This window comes from Cytobacillus oceanisediminis (assembly GCF_003182355.1).
Classification (GTDB): Bacteria; Bacillota; Bacilli; order Bacillales; family Cytobacillaceae; genus Cytobacillus; species Cytobacillus oceanisediminis_A.
On the sequence record NZ_QGTW01000016.1, the window covers coordinates 40,477 to 57,290 of the forward strand.

Sequence of the window (16,814 nt, forward strand, 5' to 3'; positions counted from 1 at the left end):
TGTTTTTAAATAGCAATTATTAGAAAGAAGAATTAGCGTTCTTCAATTGGGACATAAATTTGATTTTTAAGTCCGGTATAATCTGCACGAGGCCTAATGAGACGATTGTTGCTGTATTGCTCTAAGATATGTGCCAACCAGCCAGCCGTTCTACTAACCGCAAAAATTGGGGTAAACAGATCATGCTGGATACCCAGACTATGGTAAACAGATGCAGAATAAAAGTCCACGTTTGGCAATAACCCCTTTTCTTCTTTTATCATTTCTTCCATTCTTACCGAAATATCATACCATTTTTTCTCTCCAGTTATTAAAGTTAACTCTTTTGACATCTCTTTTAAATGCCTTGCCCTTGGATCCCCATACTTATATACCCGATGGCCAAAACCCATAATTTTCTCTTTATTTTCAAAGGCTTTATTGAGATAAGCCTCTACATGTTCAACATCATTAATTTCCATCAGCATTTTCATAACAGCTTCATTCGCACCACCATGCAAAGGTCCTTTTAGAGCTCCAATGGCGGATGTAATACCTGAATAAATATCTGACAAGGTAGCTACACATACACGAGCTGTAAAAGTGGACGCATTAAGTTCATGATCAGCATGAAGGATTAACGCTTTATTTAAAGCGGTTTCGGAAATTTCGTCGGGTTCTTCATCATTTAGCATATAAAGGAAATTAGCTGCAAATCCTAAGTCACTCCTAGGAAAAACAGGATTTTTACCTTCGCGTATTCTTGAAAATGCTGTCACAATAGTCGGAATCTGAGCCTGTAATCGAATTGCTTTTCGTTTATTTGCCCATTCACTCATGTCATCAGCTATATCATCATAATAAGCTAAACTTGATATTGTTGTTCGAAGGAATGCCATAGGGTGTATACCTTTAGGAATATGTGCTATTTTCTCCAATATATCTTCATGAACAAAAGCACTTTCAGTAAGCTCTGCTTTAAGTTCATCTAATTCCTGTTTTTTTGGTAATCTGCCGTTCAGCAATAGATATATGACTTCTTCAAAGCTGGCATTATCCGATAAATCATTAATGTTATACCCCCGGTATGTTAATTCACCATCTATAATGGAGCTTACCTGCGAGGAAGTTGCTATAACGCCTTCTAAACCTTTTGTTTGCAGCATTTTCTCATCTCTTCCTTTCATGCTTATTTATAATCAAGATTATAACATAACCTTGATAAATTAATCCATAATAATCAGAAAATAAAAAAAATTCTTGTGTTAATTTTGATTATATAATAACCTTGGTTATAATAAATGGGTTTTTAATGTATCCATTAACTTCTTATCGGTAAAAAGAAATAACGAGATAAAAGAGGATTTCATTAGCTTTTACAAATCAAAAGGTGAGGAAGTGAAAGGGATGAGAAAATTACAAGAAGAAGCACTAAATATTCATCGTGCATATCAAGGAAAGCTTGAAACAAAGTCAAAAATAAAAGTTGATAGTATGGAGAAATTAAGCCTTCTTTATTCCCCTGGTGTAGCTGAACCATGCATGGAAATTTATAAAGATAAGGAAAAGTTATATGAATACACAATGAAAGCGAATACAGTAGCAGTCATCACAGATGGTACAGCTGTTCTCGGATTAGGGAATATTGGTGCAGATGCTTCTTTACCTGTAATGGAAGGAAAGGCCATTCTTTTTAAAAGTTTTGCTAATGTGGATGCTATACCACTTTGTATTAATACAAGTGATATTGAAACGATTATAGAAATCACTAAATTACTTCAATCGTCATTTGGCGGGATTAATTTAGAGGATATTAAAGCACCGAATTGTTTTATCATCGAAGAAAGATTAAAAGAAGAGCTTGAAATTCCCGTTTTTCATGATGACCAGCATGGTACGGCCATTGTTACACTTGCAGGTTTAATTAATGCCTTAAAATTAACCAAAAAGAATTTATCCACCGTAAAAGTAGTAATTAATGGAGCAGGGGCAGCAGGAATTGCAGTTGCAAAACTGTTAACACGACTTAAAGTAAAGGAATTAATCATTTGCGATTCCAAAGGAGCCATTTATGATGGACGGCCATATGGGATGAACGAGATTAAAGCAAAAATAGCATTGCTTACGAACCAAAACCAAATTCGTGGCCCATTGTCAGAAGTGATAGTAGGAGCAGATGTGTTCATTGGGGTATCAGCTCCCAGTGCTCTTACCAAAGAGATGATTTATAAGATGAATCGAGACCCCATTATTTTTGCGATGGCAAATCCGGATCCGGAGATAACACCTGATGAAGCAAAAGCTGCTGGAGCGAAGATCATTGGTACAGGTAGGTCTGATTATCCAAATCAAGTAAATAATGTCCTGGCATTCCCTGGTGTATTCCGCGGGGCTTTAGACACACGTTCTACCGTTATTAATGAGGAGATGAAACTTGCAGCAGCTTATGCAATTGCTTCGTTGATCCCGGAATATGAGCTTAGGGAAGATTATATTATTCCCTTGCCTTTTGATCCTCGTATCGTACCAGAGGTTGCTGCTGCAGTTGCACAAGCTGCAATAAAGACAAAGGTTGCCACGAAGGAAGTGAATATCGGTGATCTGAAAAATAAAGCTTATCACTTTTCACACATGCAATCTGATATGAAGGTTAATGTGTCACCTTCATACTAATCTATTCTATACAGATAAACTCGAGTTGATGTAATAGAATAAATTTTTTACTTGCTAGCGCAAGCAACGTTCCTTACGGCTTGCGCTTATTTTGTATTGCTAAAATGCAAAAGCCAATACTAGTCAATTAGGATCAATTTTCAAAATATTATTTACATTAATAAAATTCAAAATTATAATTTGATTTAAATTATAATCATGGTTATCCATTTTTTTGCACACATTATAAGAATTATTTATATATTTTATAAAGAAAAATTATTTTTTTATTAATACATAAGTCGATTAGGAACCATTTCTCAACGAACAATAATACAGCGGAAAGGCCAATGTAATGCTATACAGTAAGCAGCTAAATAAGCAAATTTTCTAGTGACATTAAGAATAGGAGAATCATTATGTACCCAAAGTATTCAATGAATTTTAGAAAACTTGAAGCGTTTGTTTTGCTGATTGAAAAGAAAAGTTTTTCTGAAGTAGCGGCACAACTTGGGTGTACTCAACCAGCAATTAGCCAACTGATAAAGAGTTTAGAAGCTGATTTAAACCTTTCTCTCTATGATCGATACTCGTCCATCATTCGGACAACCCCTGCTGGACATTTTGTGTATCAAAAAGCAAAAAGTATTTTAAAGCAGTGGGAAGAACTTGAAGGAGAAATCCAATCCTTTCATAATACTTTGACAGGAAATTTAGTAATTGGTGCGAGTACCATTCCAGGAACATATCTTATTCCACAGTATGTCCGTGAATTCCACCGATTATTTCCTAATGTCAGTGTCTCTGTCGAAATTAGCGATTCAAAAAAAATTATTGATAAAATTATCAACAATCAAGTGGATATCGGTTTAGTTGGTATAAACCCTTCTTCGAATAAGATTATGACATTAGAGGTTGCCTCAGACACTCTAGTGTTTATAACACCCAATAATCACCCTTTATCTAACTCGAATAGTTTAAATAGCGATACTCTTCGGAATTACAATTTTGTATTAAGAGAAGAGGGATCCGGAACCCGTAAAGTGATGGAAGATTATTTAACTATATATGGCATCCAAATGTCTGATCTCCAATCCGTAGTTCACGTTGGAAGTACAGAGGCACTAATTGCTTCTGTTGAAGCAGGGGTGGGAATTAGTTGTGTGTCTAAGTTAGCAGCAATCCCTGCTGCCACAAGTGGCCGTATTCAAATTGCAGAAGGGTTGGAACCTTTCAAGCGAAGCTTTTATTTATCAACCCTATCCAAAAATACAAACCTTCCAATCATTAAAGAGTTCACTGCAATTTATACAGCAAAAGATATACAGGATGAAATAGGAATTTAGGGGTGAATTGGGGAGTTATTAGATATTAAAGTTATGTTGATTAAAAATATAAAATTTTATATTGATCATTTAAGGAGGAGAAACCAATTTGAAAAGCCATATTAATAAAATGTTTTGCTATTATTGGAACCCATATTGGGCGATGGGTATTGCTGGATTTTTAAGTGCCATCTACTTTGGCTTAACTAACACCGTATGGGCAGTTACAGGCGAATTCACCCGCTTAGGCGGTCATATCTTGGAACTTTTTGGAGTGGATATATCTGATTGGGATTATTTTAATCTTATAGGAATGCATGGCACTAGTGTTGAAAGAACTGATGGGTGGATCGTTTGGGGAATGTTTATTGGTGCATTTATTACTATTCTCTTAAGCAGTAATTTTAAAATCCGGATACCTAAGCAAAAAAGGCGATTAGTGCAAGGATTAATTGGAGGAATTATTGCGGGATTTGGAGCACGTTTAGCTCTTGGATGTAATTTGGCAGCCTTCTTTACGGGTGTTCCACAATTCTCCTTTCACTCTTGGATTTTTATGGCTGCAACAGCAATTGGGACTTTCTTCGGATTTAAAATTGTCAGCACCAGTTGGTGGAAGGGTAAACCTGTTTTAAGTAAAGGCAATACTGCTACATATTCCGTTAAGAAAAAAGATATCCAACCTTATATTGGAATTATGGTGGCTGTTGCTTATTCAGGACTTTTATTATATTTCTTTCTCTCGGGCAAGACATTACTTGGCATCGCAGCTATGTTTGGCGCAGCCTTTGGTATTTTAATAGAAAGAGGACAAATTTGTTTCACTTCAGCTTTCCGCGATCTATGGGTGAGTGGAAGGGCTACCATGACAAAAGCTATTGCAGCAGGAATAGCTGTCAGCACTGTTTTTACATTTATTATTATCGTTATTTACGGATTTGAGCCTATTACAAAAATTGGAGCACCGAGCACATTTATAGGCGGATTATTGTTCGGTTTAGGTATTGTTTTAGCAGGCGGATGTGAGACCGGAATGATGTATCGGGTAATGGAAGGACAGGTTTTATATCTATTTGTTTTTGCTGGTAATATTGTGGGAGCCACAGCACTTTCGTATGGATGGGATCATTTAGGTATTTATGAAGCGGTGGTGAAGATTGGAAATTCGATTAATTTGATTGCCGAAATGGGTGCTGTACCGGCATTAATTGCCACGCTCCTTATGCTTTTTGTATGGTATAGGATAGCTGTATTTTGGGAGAAAAACTATCGGTTTGGAACCGGACTTAAAAAAGGAGAGAAGAAACATAATGAATATCGATTACACTCTTGATCTTAGAGGAGAACCATGTCCTTTTCCAGTCATCTATTCTTTGGAAGTCTTAAAGGATATGAAAAAAGGAGAAATCCTTCAGGTTATTGCTGATTGTCCAGCTTCTTTCCGAAACGTACCTGAAGAAATAGTTAAGCATGGCTACAGCATGGCTAGGGAGCCTTACAAAAACGGGCAGGATTTATATTTCTTTATATATGCATAGAAAGGCAACTGAAAACAAACATAAGATGGAACTGCTCAGGCTTTAAGCAAAAACCGCTTGTGTAAGCTAGAAATAAATCAATGGTAAGTCTGATTTAACATTAGCTAATCCCACTCAACCTTAGAGATATAAAAAAGCATATAGAATCTATAAAAATTTACTAGAAAAATGATAATACAGATTGGAGTTGGAAAAGTATGTTTTCATTACGCAGATATGGTCAATTTGTATTCTTTCTATTAATTTTTGTCATTGTCATTTATTTAACTCTTCCCTTACTTTCCGTATTTATAACTAAGAGCCCGTCTATTCTCTGGGAGAAGTTAAATGGTAGTTTGGCTTATGAAGCACTGATGTTAAGCTTACAAACAACAATTATTTCCATATGTTTCATCATTATTTTTTGCACCCCACTAGCGTATTGCCTTGCGAAGAAGGAGTTTCTTGGTAAAAAGGCACTTGAGGTTGGGTTAAAAATGCCGATAGTTGCTCCTACTGCTGTTGTCGGTGTTGGGTTATTACTTGTCTTTGGACAAAACGGGTTATTAGGAGGAGCACTTTCTTTTTTGGGTGTAGAAATTCCGTTTACATCAATCGCTGTAATCATGGCACAGATCTTTATGGCTTCCCCTTTTTATTTAAATACAGCTCGACAATCGTTTGAAGCTGTTGATGACCAATTATTGGCTGTTTCAAGAACACTCGGAGTTCCTTCATGGATGACCTTTTGGCGTGTAACGATTCCTCTTTCTTTACCAGGTTTGATCTCGGGAGTTGCCCTCAGCTGGGCATTAGCCTTAGGGGAATTTGGAGCAACGATGATGTTTGCTGGTAATATGCCAGGTAAAACACAATCATTACCGCTGGCTATTTTCACCTCAATGGAATCAGATGCTGACGTTGCGGTTGCTATATCTGCATTGCTCTTGACAGTATCATTTCTTGTTCTGTTATTTGTAAGTCTAGTAGAAAAGCATATGAGAAATAAATTAACTGTAAACTAGCAAAGGAGGGCGAGGCGAATATGTTAAATCTTAAACTAAAAAAGGGACTTCGTCATTTTAGTGTTGATATTTCACAGAAAATAAGTAATGAAACTCTTGTACTGATTGGTCATTCAGGCTGCGGGAAAAGTACAACTTTAAAGATGCTAGCGGGACTGTTAAGCCCTGATGAAGGCAAAATCGAGTTGAAAGACCATGTAATCTACGATAATCAGAAAAAAATTAATTTGCCCCCTGAAGACAGAACCATTGGTTTTGTCTTTCAAAATTATGCATTGTTTCCTCATCTTAGCGTAAAGGAAAACATTGCCTATGGTATTTCTAAGCTAGCCACAGAAGAAAGAGAGAAACGCATCAATGAGACATTATCCTTTTTGGGAATTGAAGCCCTGGCACAATCCAAGCCTTCCATGCTTTCCGGGGGAGAGCAGCAGCGGGTCGCTTTAGCTCGTGCCCTGGTCACTCAACCTAAACTTTTGCTTTTGGACGAACCGTTGTCTGCGCTAGATGTATCTACCCGATCCCATGTAAGAACTGAGCTAAAAGAGTTGCTTGGAAAACTGTCGATTCCTACTATCGTGGTCACACATGATTATGAAGATGCGCGTGTATTGGCGGACCGTGTAGCTGTAATGGATAAAGGAAAAATTATTCAAACAGGCACTCCTCGCGAGATTGCCCAGTTTCCAGCAAACCATTTTGTAGCAGAGTTTACCGGTACAAATTTGATTGCTGTGGAAACCGCTGATTCCGAAATATCAGATTATGTTGCTTTTGATCCATGGAAAGTAAAGGTAAGTCGGGAATCAAAAAATTCAGTTCTAGAATGGCACGGGGAAATTTGTGATATGGCGGTAACTGGCGGATTTGTGCGCTTACATATTAACGGAAGATCCTCCTTCTATGCAGATATTCCAATTGAAACTTATGAGCAAATGGATTTCCAGATCGGGGAGGCAATATATGCATGCGTTGGCCCTAAAGAGGTTCGAACCATAAAGCTCGAAAAGGACGAAGGTTCACCTGTTGAACAGAAGGGAATACAACGGCCAGAAAAGAATGTAAAACAACTATGGAAATGGGGTTATACCCTTGTCGCTATTCTGGCGATAACATTTTTGATGTTTACTTATGTGTTTAGTTCCCAGCGTGCTAATGGATTTACAAATGAAAGTCAAATAGAGATGTTCTCCTTAGTTGCGGCTAATGCTACAGATCCATTTAACAAATTAATTGAAGAATTTGAAAATGATCATTCAAATGTTAATGTCGAAGCAACATACGCTGGTACCCAAATCATTCGTACACAACTGGAGCAAGGGGCAAAAGCAGATTTATTTTTATCTGCTGATTTGGATCATATTGAGGCTGTCAAACAACAAGGCTTAATAAGTGAATTTTTCCCTGTTTCTAATAATCATCTCGTGATTGTTATACCAAAAGATAATCAGGTTGGTATTCATTCTTTAAAGGACCTGAGTTCAAAAAAAGTGAAACTCGTGATTGGCACAGATACAGTACCTATTGGAAAATATACACGAGAAGTATTAGAAAAGGCCAAGGTTAAATACGGAGAGGATTTTTATGAAAAAGTGTTAGCCAACGTGGTGTCATTTGAAACAAATGTTAAGCAAGTACTTCAAAAGGTATCTTTGGGAGAAGCAGAGGCAGGGATTGTATATACAACTGACGTGACTCCAGAGTTCTTAAAAAAGGTTAAAATTATCGAAATTCCTAAAGAATACAACATTGTTGCCACTAACTATATTTCTGTGCCTAACGCGGCACCAAACAAGAACTTGGCCGAAGAGTTCATGCATATGATTCTTTCCGATAAAGGCCAAAAAACTTTTTTAAAATACAACTATGATCCGTTAAGTGAGGATTTTCAATGACTTCTAAATTTATGATGCTGATCCGTAACTAGGTTTAACTTCAGTTTAATTCAGGATAGGTATTTACACGGGAATCATGATTATCATATAATTACGATAGTAGACGTTATGTCTACTTTTTTTAATTCAATTGATAAAAACATTTTTTCGCAGAAAATTATTTAATAATTCATAATTTTAATTATTTTGGATATAGGTGGTTTCTTAGATGAAATTTGAAAAAATACAAGAGCAATCCATTATAATCACTTTACTATATATATTAGCTTATTATTCATCTATATTATTTTGGCCAGATATTAAATCGTTAGGGGTTATTATAGCGGTTATTGGCCCATTATTAACACTTATATTCTTAGGGCTATCTTTTAACAGAATAGAAGATAAGTCAGATAAAACATTTTGGACCATTATATTTATCGGGTGCTTGAGTTATTTTATTGCTGAGTTAATCTATAGGTTTCATGTGGCGTACTTGGATTTGAATTACCCATTTCCTGGATGGGCTAATTTATTTTATAACTTATTTGTATTATTATACGCGATTGCTGTTCTCTTTAAAGTATATGTAAAAAGGAAACAACTTCATACCTTTCAAGTGTTTTTTGATTCTTTTATTATAATGACCGTACTAACAACAATTAGTTGGATACATTTTTTGAGCCCTATTATACATAATAATGACTATTCATATTCATATTTTAAGCTTATCGCTTCATTAAGTTATCCAGTAGCTCATTTAGGGGTTTTACTGGGAATTGTCTTAATTTATCTTTCTTCTAAGCCTATATTTTCTCCAATTGTTTTAACTTTGAATATTACAGGAATAGTAATTTATACACTAGCAGAATCTTACTACGTATATCAGTCTATTTTTTATGAATATAATCAAGACTTTTCACTAATGACACCAGTTTGGAATATCTCTCTTTTATTTATAGGAGTTTCTAGTCTTTTTTATAAAAAAGTAGACAATGCTCCTCAGAGAAAAAGTATTTTATCAAAATTATCTTCTTCTTTCCGTATTTTATTTCCGTACTTAGGTTTAAGCATTTTAGTGATTATAGCTCTGAAAAAAGAGGAAGCTATCTTTAGTGTGTTTATAGGAGGAGCAATTGTTTTACTTTTAATCGTTATACGTCAAGTCATGACCATTTTACAAAATGACATTTTACTTCACCAACTTAAGGATAGAACAAAAGAATTAGAAAGTGTTCAGTTAGAATTGTCAGCTAGTGAACAGCGTTATAAGTCATTGTTTGACCACCATCCGAGTGCTATATACTCCATTGACAAAAATGGATATATTCTATCAGCAAATCATAGTTTTGAAAAAATTACGGGATATAGTGTTCAAGAATGCAGGAGTAGTCATTTTTGTGATAGCATTGTATCGGATTATATAGATCTTTCGCATCATAACTTTGATAAAGCACTTCACGGGAGTCCTCAAAATTTCGATATTGCATTTCTGCATATTACGGGAAAAAGAATTGAATTAAACTTAACTTTAGTTCCTATCATTGTGAATAATAAAGTTATTGGCGTTTATGGACTTGCACAAGATATTACAGAGAAGAGGAAAACAGAAGAAATGCTTATGAAATCCGAAAAACTCTCGGTTGTTGGACGCTTGGCTGCAGGAGTAGCACATGAAATACGAAACCCGCTCACGACAATTAAAGGGTTTTTACAATTGATAAATATAGACAAAAATTCTTTTCAACAAGAGTTTTTGGAGACTACTTTATCAGAGCTGGCTCGGATGGAAAAAATTATTTATAAGTTTTTGTATTTAGCCGATCTTCATCATGAGACGATATTTAGTAAAGTCAATGTTAAAAATTTAATACAAGAAATAATTGAAGACGAAACAATGTTCAATATTAATATTATCATGGAAACAGAAGAGGACATCCCGCCTATTGAGTGCATAGAAAGTCAATTAAGGATAGTGTTTATAAATTTGATTGAGAATGCCATTGAAGCAACAGATGGTCAGGGAGATATTTATATTGAAGTAAAACAAATGGAGCAAAATAATCTTAGAATTCGTTTTATTGATAATGGATGCGGGATTCCAGGAGAACGATTACACAGGCTAGGGGAACCATATTACTCAACAAAGGAAAAAGGGACAGGTATAGGATTGATGTTAAGTTATAAAATCGTTGCACACCACCAAGGCCAACTTTTTATTTCTAGCGAGGAAGGGAAAGGGACAACGGTAGACGTAACCATACCAGTAAATAGATCGAAGGATAAAAATGGTAGTTTAAAGCTAATGTTACACTCCAGCGTAAAACCCTCTTAATTTTGTTATGTTTGGATTGTCTTTATACTCAAGAAAAGGACGCTGGTGAGACAATGCCAGCGTCCTTTTTCCAATGTATAAGAAGTTAATGAGCAATCAAGTCATTAGCTTCCACTTTTGAAATTTCAATTAATAAGTCTCCTGCTTTAATTGATTCGCCACTTTTAACAAAAATATCTTTAATGATCCCATCAAAAGGTGCTTGAACTGTGGTTTCCATTTTCATTGCCTCTGTAATAAGGAGATGGTCGCCTCTTTTTACCTTTTCTCCTTTTTCCACAACCGCCTTAATGACTGTACCAGGCATGGTTGCACCGATATGACCATCGTTTTTAGGATCTGCTTTTATTTTTGCTATCACTTCTGATTTTATGTTTTCATCTCGAATGACTACTTCACGTGGCTGCCCATTCAACTCAAAATAAATTATTCTTGTACCATTTGCTTGTGGCTCTCCAATTGAAATAAGTTTTACAATAAGTGTTTTACCTGATTCAATTTCTACTTCAATTTCCTCACCGAGCCTCATTCCATATAGGAATGTCGGTGTATCCAAAACGGATACATCACCAAACTGATCCACCGTTTTAATATAATCCATAAATACCTTAGGATATAATGCATATGCCAATGTATCATAATCCGTAGCCCTATTACCGATTTCTTTTATTAGTGTATGTTTCAAATCCTCAAAATCAACCTCATCTAATAATTCCCCAGGTCTTACAGTAATTGGTTTTTTATCCTTCAGGATAACCTTTTGTAAATCTTCAGGGAATCCACCATATGGCTGCCCTAAATAACCTTGGAAAAGTTCAATAACAGAGTCTGGGAAGTCTATTTTCAAGCCACGTTCTATTACATCTTCCTCTGAAAGATTATTTTGTACCATAAACAATGCCATATCTCCAACTACTTTAGAAGAGGGTGTTACCTTCACTATATTTCCAAACATTTGGTTAACACGTCTGTACATATCTTTTACTTCATCCCAGCGTTCCTCAAGTCCAACGGCTTTTGCTTGCTGCTGAAGATTGCTGTACTGTCCGCCAGGCATTTCATGCTGATAGACTTCTGAGTGAGGCGCCACCATTCCGCTTTCGAAATCTTGGTAATATTTCCGTATATCTTCCCAATAGTGAGTCAGTTTATCAATAGAAGAGATAGGAATACTTGGCTTACGGTCAGTTCCCTCTAATGCATAATTCAGTGAATTCATGCTTGGTTGTGAGGTTAAACCCGCCATGGAACCTACCGCAACATCCACGATATCCACACCCGCCTCAATAGCCTTGGAATAAGTATAAATACCGTTACCACTTGTATCATGCATATGAAGATGGATTGGGATATTTACTATTCCTTTCAGTTCAGTAATAAGGCGATAAGCAGCTTGAGGCTTTAGAAGTCCCGCCATATCTTTAATACCAATAATATGAGCACCTTGTTGTTCCAATTCTTTTGCCATGTCCTTATAATATTCCATATTGTACTTAACTTCTGTAGAATCCGAGACATCACCGGTATAGCATATAGCTGCCTCTGCAATTTTTCCTGATTGTCGTACAGCATCAATGGCTACTTCCATTCCTTTCAGCCAGTTAAGGCTGTCGAAAATGCGGAAAACATCAATGCCCGTATCTGCTGATTTTGTTACAAATTCACGAATTACATTATCTGGATAGTTTTTATAACCAACTGCATTAGATGCACGCAATAGCATTTGAAATAATATATTTGGAATTGATTTTCTTAGAGATACCAAACGTTCCCATGGGTCTTCTTTTAGAAAACGGTAGGAGACATCGAATGTTGCACCGCCCCACATTTCTATCGAAAATAATTCAGGAAGTAATTTTGCTGTTGGTTCGGCAATGTGCTTTATATCATTTGTCCGTACCCGGGTGGCTAACAAGGATTGATGAGCGTCACGGAAGGTTGTGTCTGTCAATAAAACTTCTTTCTGATCTTTCACCCAGTTTAAAAGCCCCACGGTACCATGTTCTTCTAAAATTTGTTTAGTACCAGGCTGAATCCTCTCCTGAGAAGAAAGCTTTGGTATTCTTGGCTTGGAAAAAACCGGTTTCTTCTTTCTAGGGACACCGGGAAACCCATTTACCGTTACAGTACCGATATATGTGAGCATTTTAGTCCCACGGTCCTTGCTTTTGGAAAAGAAGAATAGCTCAGGTGTGTTATTAATAAAGGATGTATTATATTCACCTGTAAGGAACTTTTCGTGTTTTACCACATTTTCCAGGAAAGGAATATTCGTTTTAATTCCGCGGATACGGAATTCTTGTAAATTTCGTACCATTTTAGATGCAGCTTGTTCAAATGTCTGTGCCCAAGTTGATAATTTGACTAATAATGAATCATAATGTGGTGTGATCTCTGCACCCTGGAAGCCATTTCCGGCATCAAGCCGAACCCCAAAGCCACCCCCAGAACGATATGCCATAATTCTTCCCGTGTCAGGCATAAAGTTATTTAGTGGATCTTCTGTAGTGACACGGGATTGAATAGCATAGCCATATATTCGTAGATCAGCTTGTTTTGGAATGTTAATCATGTCACCATGTAAAGAATGACCTTCTGCTATCAGGATCTGGGACTGAACAATATCGACGCCTGTAACCATTTCTGTAATGGTATGTTCCACTTGCACACGAGGATTTACCTCAATAAAATAAAAGGAGGTTCCGGAAACCAGAAATTCTACTGTCCCGGCATTGACATATTGGACATTTTCGGCCAATTGTAAAGCGGCTTGACAGATCGCTTCACGCAATTCCTCTGAAAGGGAAACACAAGGTGCTACTTCTACTACTTTTTGATGGCGCCTTTGTACAGAACAATCACGTTCGAATAAGTGAATAATCTTTCCTTGTTGATCCCCGAGAATTTGGACTTCTATATGTTTAGGATTTTCTACAAACCTTTCCACATACACTTCATCACTACCAAAGGAAGCTTTTGCTTCCGATTTTGCTCGATCATAAGCTTCTTTCACTTCCTCTTCGCGACTTACAATCCGCATACCCCGTCCACCACCGCCTAGTGATGCTTTAATGATGATCGGGTATCCATTTTGATTCCCAAATAGGACTACATCCTCCAAATCATTTACAGGCCCGTCACTTCCTGGAATAACAGGAATGCCAGCGATTTTTGCTTGATGTTTAGCCTTTACTTTATCTCCAAACATATCTAAATGTTCTGTTTTTGGCCCAACAAAAATAATTCCTTCTTCTTCACAACGTCTTGCAAAGTGAATATTTTCTGATAAGAATCCATAACCTGGATGTATGGCATCAACTTCGGCGCTTTTTGCAATTTCTATAATTCCTTCAATGTCCAAATAGGCATCAATGGGTTTTTTTCCCTCTCCGACTAAATAGGCCTCATCAGCTTTATATCGATGATATGATCCTGAATCCTCCCTAGAATAAATTGCGACCGTACGAATATTCAATTCCGTACAAGCCCGAAAGACCCGAATCGCAATCTCACCACGATTTGCTACTAATAATTTATTAATTTTATTTGCCAATTAAAGCGCCTCCTTTTATAATGAGTTAGAAATAAATTGTTAGATAATTTAAATTATTTGAACATAAGAGACTAATCTATGTTATACTAAAAAAATAATCTTGATTACCTTTACAATCTTTAATGATATAAAATACACAATTTAAGCGTCACAGTTTTACCTACTTTTATACAAAAATAATAATCGCGATTACAATATAACCCAAAAGGGTATGGGGTGGAGATTCTATGAAAAATATTCAACAGAGAAATAAAAAAATTCAAACGGTTCGCATGATGTCTTATTTTATTGATGCAACAGCGAAAATTATTGAAGAAGAAGGAATAGAAAATGTAACAATTAGAAAAGTTGCTGATATAGCAGGTTATAACAGTGCAACTATATATAATTACTTTGAGGACTTATCACATTTAATATTCTTTGCTTCCATGAAATTTATGAAAGATTACACAAGTGCCTTACCAGAATATATTTCTAATGCTAAAAATCCTTTAGAGAAGTATTTATTAATATGGGAATGCTTTTGTAAATACTCATTTGGATCACCGCAAATCTATTATGCAATCTTTTCTTCTGATTTAGGTGTTCATCCAACGAAGTTGAGTGATTATTATGATTACTTTCCAGGTGACATAATTTCAGTGCCTGAAGAATTCAGGACCATGATTATGGAAACCAGCGTATCCAAGAGAACTCGAATCGCTCTAGAGCAATGTGTAAAAGAGGGTTACATTAAGGAATCAGATGCTGACCAAATGGCAGATACACATTATTTAATATGGCAAGGTGCGCTTACATTGTTTATTAATAATAGATCTGCCAATTCGGTTCAGGAAATTACTGAAATGACCTTAAAACACATTCGAAATACCATTCCAGAAATTTTATAAGATTTAAATGGCTTCCTTGCTTTCGTTAGCATTTTCTGTAGGTGCTTTTACTTGGGGATTACTTTCCTTTTTTTCCTCTTTTAAGCCTTTATATAGTGAGTAACACATAATAATCATAATAATAGTAAACGGAAAAGCTGCAGCAATTGACGCGGATTGTAAAGTATCTAAACTACCGCTTAATAGCAATACAATGGAGATCAGGGATAAAAGAATTCCCCAAGTTACTTTTATTGATCGGGAAGGGTTCAGGTTACCCTCTGAACTAAAGATTGATAGAACAAATGTGGATGAATCTGCAGAAGTAACAAAAAATGTCACAACCAGGATTAGAGCAATAATACTTAAGAGGAAGCCCATTGGGAAATTTTCAAAGAATACAAACAATGCTAATGATACATCTGTATTGACCGCATCTATTAATGCTTTATTCCCTAAATTGTGAACTAAATGAAGACTTGACCCACCGAAAGCAGCAAACCATACAAAAGTTCCTAATGTAGGAACAATTAAAACACCTAAAATAAACTCTTTTATGGTTCTTCCCTTTGAAACTTTGGCGATAAAACTTCCTACAAACGGTCCCCAAGCAATCCACCATGCCCAATAAAAAAGTGTCCAGCCTGAAATCCAGGAATTGTCACCGAATGGTCTGTTTCTTAAGCTCATAGATAAGAGCTGATCTAGATAACTACCCATTGTATTAGTTAATACATTAAATATCTGAGCTGTAGGGCCAATGATAATTAATACAGTCATGAGTAATATGGCCAACAGAATATTAATGTTAGATAAAATTTTCATCCCTCGGTCAATTCCAATAAAAGCAGATCCAGTGAATAAAGCAGTTAGGAAACATATAATAATGATTTGATTGGTTATTGTATTAGGTACATTAAAAAGGTAATCTACCCCACTGGCAATTTGCAATGTGCCTAATCCTAAGGAAGTAGCAATACCAAAAACAGTAGCTATTATAGCTAGTACATCAATTGTTTTACCAATCTTCCCGTGAATTCGTTCACCTAAAATAGGGTAGAAAACAGAACTGATAAGTCCCGGGAGGTTTTTTCGGTATTGAAAAAAGGCAAGGCTTAATCCGATAAACGTATAAATCGCCCAAGGATGAAGCCCCCAGTGGAAAAAAGTATATGTCATCGATATAGCTGCGGCTTCTTCCGTATTACCTTCTCCAAATGGAGGCTTCGTGTAATGAACTACGGGTTCTGCAACTCCCCAAAATACTAATCCAATTCCCATTCCTGCGCTAAATAACATCGCAAACCAGGATACCGTACTATAAGCAGGGCGATCTGTATCCTTCCCTAACCTTAAAGCCCCATATTTTGAAAACAATAAACAAAGTGTAAAAACTAAAAATGATAGGGCAGCAATCAAATAGAACCATCCAAAATAATCAGTAGTAGTTTTTAAGAATCCTGTTGTTAAATCTGACAAAAGGTCATTAAAAAAAACACCGAATAAAACAAAAAAAACGGTGACTAACAACGATGTAATAAACACTTGATTTTTACCTTTACTCATAATTTTCCCCCTTAATTAAAATCATTTCTCCTTTCAAATTCAATTGTAATCGTTTTCAGAAACAATTAACTACTCAAGATGTTATCATAATCTTGATTAAAATAACATCCCGAATATTC

At 36.0% G+C, this 16,814-nt stretch carries 11 protein-coding genes; 8 read left to right on the plus strand and 3 right to left on the minus strand.

Going from position 1 to position 16,814, the window contains the following annotated elements:
• Positions 1-32 precede the first annotated feature (32 nt).
• A complete protein-coding gene (gene citZ / locus DFO73_RS23475) occupies positions 33-1,145 on the minus strand; it encodes a citrate synthase (protein ID WP_110067129.1) in 1,113 nt (370 codons plus the stop codon).
• Positions 1,146-1,386: 241 nt separating this feature from the next.
• Here citZ and DFO73_RS23480 point away from each other — a divergent pair, with 241 nt between their 5' ends.
• The 7 genes from DFO73_RS23480 (at position 1,387) to DFO73_RS23510 (ending at position 10,707) form a co-directional block, all read left to right on the plus strand.
• Complete coding sequence (locus DFO73_RS23480; protein WP_110067130.1) at positions 1,387-2,652, plus strand: NAD(P)-dependent malic enzyme; 1,266 nt, start codon at positions 1,387-1,389, stop codon at positions 2,650-2,652.
• A 398-nt stretch (positions 2,653-3,050) separates the two neighbouring features.
• Complete coding sequence (locus tag DFO73_RS23485) at positions 3,051-3,977, plus strand: selenium metabolism-associated LysR family transcriptional regulator (RefSeq protein WP_110067131.1); 927 nt, start codon at positions 3,051-3,053, stop codon at positions 3,975-3,977.
• 88 nt (positions 3,978-4,065) lie between these two features.
• Positions 4,066-5,289 carry a selenium metabolism membrane protein YedE/FdhT gene (yedE, locus tag DFO73_RS23490; protein WP_110067132.1) on the plus strand — a complete coding sequence of 408 codons (1,224 nt, stop codon included), beginning with the start codon at positions 4,066-4,068 and terminating at the stop codon, positions 5,287-5,289.
• Complete coding sequence (gene yedF, locus DFO73_RS23495) at positions 5,267-5,494, plus strand: sulfurtransferase-like selenium metabolism protein YedF (protein ID WP_110067133.1); 228 nt, start codon at positions 5,267-5,269, stop codon at positions 5,492-5,494. Before yedE ends, yedF begins: the two co-directional genes overlap by 23 nt.
• A gap of 197 nt (positions 5,495-5,691) precedes the next feature.
• Positions 5,692-6,498, plus strand: coding sequence for an ABC transporter permease (locus DFO73_RS23500; RefSeq protein WP_110067134.1), 807 nt, complete (start codon positions 5,692-5,694; stop codon positions 6,496-6,498).
• Between the two features lie 20 nt (positions 6,499-6,518).
• The gene (gene modA, locus DFO73_RS23505) at positions 6,519-8,393 is read left to right on the plus strand and encodes a molybdate ABC transporter substrate-binding protein (protein ID WP_110067135.1); all 1,875 of its coding nucleotides are present in this window, start codon (positions 6,519-6,521) and stop codon (positions 8,391-8,393) included.
• A 208-nt stretch (positions 8,394-8,601) separates the two neighbouring features.
• A complete protein-coding gene (locus tag DFO73_RS23510; RefSeq protein WP_110067136.1) occupies positions 8,602-10,707 on the plus strand; it encodes an ATP-binding protein in 2,106 nt (701 codons plus the stop codon).
• An 85-nt stretch (positions 10,708-10,792) separates the two neighbouring features.
• Here the strand turns inward: DFO73_RS23510 and pyc are convergent, their stop codons facing one another.
• Positions 10,793-14,260 (minus strand): pyruvate carboxylase, encoded by a 3,468-nt coding sequence (gene pyc / locus DFO73_RS23515; protein ID WP_110067137.1) that lies wholly within the window; start codon positions 14,258-14,260, stop codon positions 10,793-10,795.
• Between the two features lie 227 nt (positions 14,261-14,487).
• Between pyc and DFO73_RS23520 the strand changes: the two genes are divergently transcribed.
• On the plus strand, positions 14,488-15,150 hold the full coding sequence (locus tag DFO73_RS23520; protein ID WP_110067138.1) for a TetR/AcrR family transcriptional regulator: 663 nt from the start codon (positions 14,488-14,490) through the stop codon (positions 15,148-15,150).
• A gap of 3 nt (positions 15,151-15,153) precedes the next feature.
• Here DFO73_RS23520 and DFO73_RS23525 read toward each other — a convergent pair whose 3' ends face one another.
• Entirely contained in the window at positions 15,154-16,695 is a 1,542-nt protein-coding gene (locus tag DFO73_RS23525; RefSeq protein ID WP_110067139.1) for a glycine betaine uptake BCCT transporter, read from the minus strand.
• Positions 16,696-16,814: the final 119 nt, after the last annotated feature.